The following is a 6,744-nucleotide window of genomic DNA, read 5'->3' as shown; positions in this document are numbered from 1 at the left end:
GATGTACTTTCTTGAATTGATTTCATCCAATTAAGTAAAAATGAATAATAGATTTCAAAAATAGTAATATAACTACGTATAAATATGGTTAAGACGAAATAAATAAAACCAAAAAAAACGAAAAAAGACGCTCCCCAAAATATGCTTTCAAAATCCGTTTGGGCAAACCCAGTCCAAAGGGGAGCGCCATATTCACCAACTATTATTATTGACTGATGGCTAACAGGTTCACAGTGAAACGCTAACACTGAAGCCATTGATAAATAATTATTTTCAATAACAAAAGAATCAGACAACGCGGCAATATTCACAGGTAATCTCACCCATAATATTCCAAATATCAGCCACTCACCCACAGCGAAAAGAAAACGCTTTGGTCTTTTGGGATATTTTTTTATAGCTAATTTAGTTAACATTGCTCGTCAATACGTCATGCTATAAATAATCTCCACTGCGACATCACAGCTAAAGATACAAAAAGAATACATCTGTTGCATCATACGCACGAACAAAAAATATTATCAACTCACACAAGAGCTAACTCATATTAAATTAAAATAAATATGAGTTAGATCAGAAAAATCCAGTAAAATTAAACATAAAAAAACACAACAAGTAACAACCAAAATCATCTAACAAAACAATTTAGAAAACTTTATTTATAAATAAATAACAACATGCAGTGCGCTTATTTACATATGCCACCATAATGCAATTGCTTAAGGGTGTTGTGGGAGAATATGACGAGCCGCCAACTGCATTTGCAACTCTTTACAACGTTGACGTAACATTTCGCGAAGCAGTAACACCACGGGAGTGACATGCTCGCGTCCTGGGCACACTAAGTATAAATCGACTGGCTCCCCCTGATACTCAGGCAACAAACGTACTAATCGCCCTGAGATTAAGTCATCAGCCAGATCTAGACTCGACTTAAATACCAACCCTTTGCCACCCACAGCCCAACGGCGGGCAATCTCGGCATCATTAGCACTACGATTGCCCGTGACACGCACTTTGAATTCTTGACCATCTCGCCTAAATAGCCATTGATCGTGGGTGCGATCATCTAACTTATAAAACAAGCAATTATGCTCAACTAATTGTTCTAATGAATCAAGCACACCAAACTTGGCGAGATATTCAGGTGAGGCGCACAAGACACGATCAACACTGCAGATAGGAAAAGCCACTTGGTTAGAATCCTGCGGTTTTCCATAGCGCACGGCGACATCAATTTTATCGTGGTAAAAACTGCTGATATTGTCGCCAAGGTGCAAGCGCACTTGCAGTTGAGGAAAATCGAGCAAAAACTCGTCGAGCCAAGGCACAAACAAATTACGACCAAAGTCTGAAGAAACCGACAGGCTTAAAGTGCCAGATATTTTACCTTTATCACTGGCGATAGCCTGTTCGCCAAGCGCTAAATCGCTTAGCGCACGTCGGCAATGAATAAGATAACGTTCACCTTGCACAGTCAAACGTAAGCTGCGTGTCGTGCGGATAAATAAACTAGTATCGAGCTGTTTCTCAAGCCGTTTTATTGCTGCACTGGCAGAAGCAGCCGAGATATCCATCTCGGCTGCTGCGGCAGATATATTGCCGCAATCAGCGACTCGCACGAACAAAGCTAAATCATTAATTAGCATGATTATCAAAAATCCTTTGAAAAAATTACAAACTTTATCCTGTTTATCTCTTGGCTAATATTCCACACAATGGCTACACGATACAAGTACACTCAAACAAGTAGACTCCAGCAAGTACACCCAGAGGAATAAACATGAAAGCCATTGGTTACCAGACAGCAGGTGCAATCACAGCGCCCAATGCATTAGAAAACATCACGCTAGCCGAGCCAACTGCGACAGGTTTTGACCTTTTAGTGGAAATCAAAGCCATTTCTGTCAATCCGGTTGATACAAAAATCCGTGCATCTAGCTCTGCACCTGCAGGCGAATACAAAATTATCGGCTGGGATGCGGTCGGTGTAGTCAAAGCCGTTGGTGAGAAAGTCAGTCTTTTCAACGTTGGCGATGAAGTGTGGTATGCGGGCGATATCAGTCGCAGCGGAAGTTATGCAGAATATCAATTGGTTGATGAGCGAATTGTCGGCCATAAACCTAAAAGTTTAACCTATACCCAAGCCGCGGCATTACCTTTAACGGGGATTACGGCATGGGAGATTTTATTCGACCGTTTAGCTTTACCCCAAGATGGTTCGGCAACTGACGCCCGTATTTTAATTATCGGTGCGGCCGGCGGTGTGGGTTCAATCATCACTCAACTTGCAGTAAAACTCACAGGTGCAGAAGTGATAGGCACTGCATCTCGTCCAGAATCCGCCGCTTGGGTGCATAAGCTTGGTGCCGATGCTGTTATCGACCACACCAAGCCACTTTCACAGGAACTTGCCAATATTGGCATTACTAATGTGACCCATGTGATTAGCTTAACCCAAACCGATCAGCATTTTGATGAAATAGTACAAGTGCTTAAGCCACAAGGAAAACTAGCATTAATCGATGATCCTAAGGGGCCATTAGATGTGATGAAACTTAAGCGTAAAAGCTTATCCTTACACTGGGAACTGATGTTTACCCGCAGCCTATATCAGACCGAGGATATGATTGCGCAACATCACTTACTCAACCGCTTAAGCGCCCTTATCGATACAGGCGAGTTACAGAGTACGTTCGGTGAACACTACGGCACCATTAATGCCCAAAACTTAATCAAAGCTCACGCTCAGATAGAGTCTGGCAAAGCGATCGGTAAAATTGTTTTAGAAGGTTTTAACCAATGAAAATAACAGTATTTGCCCAAATCATAGCGAATCAAGGCCAAAGCGATACGCTATTTAAGATACTCAAGCAACTCGTGACAGACACTCATACCGAGGCTGGCTGCATCGAATACAAACTGCATCACTCATTAGATGATGAAAATATCTTCTGGATGTACGAAATTTGGCAATCCCAAGCCGCACTGGATGAACATATGGCGAGTACGCACTTTCAAGCATTCGTCGCTCAAACCGCAGACATAATCAATCGAGCTGACATTCACAAAAGCTACGCCTGCTAATCAACAAAAAAGCGCCAAACACGTTGGCGCTTTTCATCATTTATCACTCATCAAATCAAAGTCATGGCCATCTTACGGCGTAAATACGCAATTTGCTGCATGTGTGGCAAATCCTTAGGACAGTTGTCTTGGCAGCCGAGTAAAGTCATACAACCAAATACGCCATCCTGATTGCCAATCACATGGTAAAAATCCTCGGCAGTACGAGCGTCACGGCTGTCCATCTCAAAACGAGCTATTTTCATCATGCCCACAGCGCCGACAAAAGTTTCACGCATTTGTTTAGTCGCACAGGCGGAAACACACACGCCACATTCAACGCAGCGCTCTAGCTCATACAAACGCGCAGCTTCATCTGGATCCATAGGATCTTCAAGCCGATGCACGCTTATATCATTGGCCTTAGGGTGTAACCACAGCTTTAAGCGTTCGGCCAGTTCCCGCATAAACTTACCAGTATTAACCGAGAGATCACCAATCAACTCAAAACCTGGCAGCGGCATTAAGGTGATTTCGCCCTTAGGGTATTTGGCCGTTAAGGTGCGGCAAGCTAGCGTCGGGAAACCGTTGATCACCATAGCGCAGCTACCACAGATGCCTGCACGACAAACAAAGTCGAACTGCAATGAAGTGTCTTGTTCTTCCCTGAGTTTATTAAGGGCGATAAATACCGTCATCCCCGGCGTTTCGGTAAGCTGATAACGCACCATTTTCGGCTTATCGTTTGGCTCCTGCGGATCATAACGAAAGATATTAAAGGTTAACTGGCGACCTTGGCTCATTATGATTTTTCTCCTAACGCATTGGCAGATGGACTTTTTAAAGTATCACTTAAACGTTCATTATTAGGTTGTAAGCTCTCGGGTAATTCAAAGCGCATAAGAGCCCGCTGCCTTTGATAACGGTCAGCATCATCACCTAGCTCAGCTAAAATCTCGGCAATTTGCTGTTCACGCTTTTCGGTATCGGGATGCACTATGGCGTTGTTGATGCCATAACCACGATAACCCGGCGGGAGTTCCATCTTCATCACATCGAGTGCTTCGTAGTTAAGCACAGGTTCGAGTGCCTCGGGATCCGGCCAGCTGGCCAGGGTGCGATTCAGCCAGTCTCGATCATTTCGTTGCGGATAATCCTCGCGAGCATGGGCACCACGACTCTCTGTTCGCGCTGCGGCCCCGCAGGCTACGGTTAGCGCCACTTTTAGCATACGCTTGACCCGCAGGGCTTCAACTAACTCAGGATTGGCGTGACGCTTTTTACACTTAAGTCCGAGTTTACGCGAACGCTCGAGCAACACTTTTAGCTCGGCAACCGCTTTTTCAAGCTCGGGGCCATTACGGAAAATCCCCACATAATCCATCATGATGCGCAGCATTTCGCGCTTGAGTTCAAAGGCGCTTTCGTGACCATCACCCTCGACCAGCACATCGATTTCACTCTGCACCTGCTGCATAAACCGTTCTGCAAGCTGAGTGTCGATCTCAAGGCTATTGTTCTCACAAAAATCGGCGACATATTTACCAATAATCATGCCGCCAACCACGGTTTCGGCCAACGAATTACCCCCTAAACGGTTAAAGCCGTGCATGTCCCAACAAGCCGCCTCACCTACGCTAAATAAGCCTTTAAGCTGCGGACTTTCACCTGTGGCATTAGTCCGAATACCGCCCATAGAATAATGCTGAGTTGGGCGTACAGGGATCCAATCTTTAGCGGGATCGATGCCAAGGAAATTCTCACAAATTTCCTGCACTTCCCTAAGATTCGTTTCAATATGCTTGCGACCTAAAAGGGTTATATCTAGCCACAAATGCGGGCCATAAGGGCTATCGACGCCCTTACCTTTACGTATATGTTCAGTCATGCGACGCGATACGACATCCCGCGATGCCAACTCCTTTTTATCGGGCTCATAGTCAGGCATAAAGCGATAACCGTCTTTATCGCGCAATAAGCCGCCATCACCACGGCACCCTTCCGTTGTTAAAATGCCCACGGGAACAATGGCAGTGGGATGGAATTGTACCGCCTCCATATTGCCAAGCCTTGCCACGCCCGTTTCCAATGCCAACGCTTGGCCAATACCTTCGCAGATGATCGCATTGGTCGACACTTCATAAATTCGGCCATAACCACCAGTGGCTATCGTAGTGGACTTAGCCACATAGGCTCTAAGTTCACCCGTAATCAAACAACGAGCAATTACGCCATGGCAACGCTTACCATCGTGAATAAGTGCCAAGGCTTCGATACGTTCATGGACGGGAATATCCATGGAAATCGCTTTGTTATCCATAGCGTATAACAGCGAATGCCCCGTACCATCGGCGGTATAACAAGTGCGCCATTTTTTAGTCCCGCCAAAATCACGGGCGTTGATAAGACCATGGGCTTCTTGGGCCTCATGTAGCGTGACTTTTTGCGCATTGACTATCACTTCTCTCGGGCCAGCAGTCACCCGAGACCAAGGCACGCCCCAATTGGCCAACTCACGTACTGCCTTAGGTGCACAATGGGCAAACATCCGTGCAACATCTTGATCGCAGCCCCAGTCGGAACCTTTTACCGTATCTTGAAAATGCACATCCTCATCATCGCCCATTCCCTTAACTGCATTGCCTAAACTCGCCTGCATACCCCCTTGAGCGGCAGCAGAGTGGGAACGTTTTGCAGGAATGAGTGACAAAACTAAAGTGTCAAGCCCACGCTCTTTCGAAGCGATAGCGACCCTTAAGCCCGCGAGCCCAGCTCCTACCACCAATGAATCGGTATAAATCAGTTTCACGCCTGCTCCTTAATGGGGTCTATTGTTTTGTGCTGTTTTTTTATGTTCGACATTCTATTCACTGATTAACTTAATCATTGATTAAAAGCGGAATTAACTCGCGTAGGGTAAAAATGCCAGAAGTGAGGCGACACCAACAGTGACAAATAGCACGCTCACTATGGTCTTGATCTTACGTAATCGACTGCGGTTGTTGAGATCCCGCGCCGCACCCCATTTCAAAGCCACACGGTAAATGCCAATTGCTGCATGTAACTCCACAGTGAGCAGCAAAGGCAGATAAACCATCCAGACACCTTGATTCCAAATACGATCGGCGCTTCCCTGAGGGCCAATGGTTTCGGGAGCCGAGCCAATAAGCCACAAATGCACAGGCAACAGCAGTAAAATCACTACACCAGTAATGGCTTGCCAGCGCCACAAGCGAGTATCGCTGTGGTCGATCACTTGCATTTGTTGGTGCAGAGCCCTTTGCTGACGCAGACTCATGGGTAATTTTTGCAATGCCACTAACACGTGCACTAACGTCAAAATGGCAATACCAATGGCAATACAAGTCACTACCCAAGGATAACCGTGTCCGTCAGCTGACAGAAAACTCAGTTCCATAGTGCGAGCCACCCAACTCATGGCATCCGCACCCAATAAAATCGATGACACTAACACTAAGTGGGTCCACAAAAAGACTGCGAGTATTACCCCAGACAAACTCTGGCTTAAATCCAGCCAAGCACTCCATTTTTTAATATTTAATTTGATCGCCATCCTATCGCCTCACGCCGTTGACCTTATCGAGCCAATCTCATTAAGTCTTATCGCAAACTAATATCGCTCACACATCCACACGAAAACGTGAGCCAGATCAATTG

The 6,744-nt window shown here is 45.7% G+C and carries 7 protein-coding genes; 2 read left to right on the top strand and 5 right to left on the bottom strand.

The window, feature by feature from the left end; genetic code table 11:
- Together KFE26_RS20760 and KFE26_RS20755 are read right to left on the bottom strand one after the other, a co-directional pair.
- Positions 1-416: hypothetical protein (locus KFE26_RS20760; protein WP_212601598.1), on the bottom strand; the 416-nt coding region annotated here is incomplete at its 3' end.
- Positions 417-719: 303 nt separating this feature from the next.
- Positions 720-1,649 (bottom strand): LysR family transcriptional regulator, encoded by a 930-nt coding sequence (locus KFE26_RS20755; RefSeq protein ID WP_212601597.1) that lies wholly within the window; start codon positions 1,647-1,649, stop codon positions 720-722.
- 134 nt (positions 1,650-1,783) lie between these two features.
- On the opposite strand from KFE26_RS20755, the gene KFE26_RS20750 reads away from it, so the two are divergent.
- A complete protein-coding gene (locus KFE26_RS20750) occupies positions 1,784-2,806 on the top strand; it encodes a zinc-binding alcohol dehydrogenase family protein (protein WP_198573104.1) in 1,023 nt (340 codons plus the stop codon).
- Complete coding sequence (locus KFE26_RS20745) at positions 2,803-3,087, top strand: putative quinol monooxygenase (RefSeq protein ID WP_168825853.1); 285 nt, start codon at positions 2,803-2,805, stop codon at positions 3,085-3,087. The genes KFE26_RS20750 and KFE26_RS20745 overlap by 4 nt, the downstream gene beginning before the upstream one ends.
- Positions 3,088-3,137: 50 nt before the next feature.
- Here KFE26_RS20745 and KFE26_RS20740 read toward each other — a convergent pair whose 3' ends face one another.
- The 3 genes from KFE26_RS20740 to KFE26_RS20730 all read right to left on the bottom strand — a co-directional run bounded on the left by KFE26_RS20740 (position 3,138) and on the right by KFE26_RS20730 (position 6,640).
- Positions 3,138-3,869 (bottom strand): fumarate reductase iron-sulfur subunit, encoded by a 732-nt coding sequence (locus KFE26_RS20740; protein ID WP_113940800.1) that lies wholly within the window; start codon positions 3,867-3,869, stop codon positions 3,138-3,140.
- Positions 3,869-5,875: a fumarate reductase flavoprotein subunit gene (locus KFE26_RS20735; RefSeq protein WP_212601596.1), complete on the bottom strand. Its 2,007-nt coding sequence runs from the start codon at positions 5,873-5,875 to the stop codon at positions 3,869-3,871. The genes KFE26_RS20740 and KFE26_RS20735 overlap by 1 nt, the downstream gene beginning before the upstream one ends.
- A 93-nt stretch (positions 5,876-5,968) precedes the next feature.
- Positions 5,969-6,640, bottom strand: coding sequence for a fumarate reductase cytochrome b subunit (locus KFE26_RS20730; protein WP_113940802.1), 672 nt, complete (start codon positions 6,638-6,640; stop codon positions 5,969-5,971).
- Between the last annotated feature and the right edge of the window lie 104 nt (positions 6,641-6,744).

It is taken from the genome of Shewanella sp. M16 (genome assembly GCF_018224605.1).
Taxonomy (GTDB): Bacteria; Pseudomonadota; Gammaproteobacteria; order Enterobacterales; family Shewanellaceae; genus Shewanella; species Shewanella oncorhynchi.
Note: the sequence above shows the minus strand (reverse complement) of the source record. Positions and strands in the feature narration are given on the sequence as shown.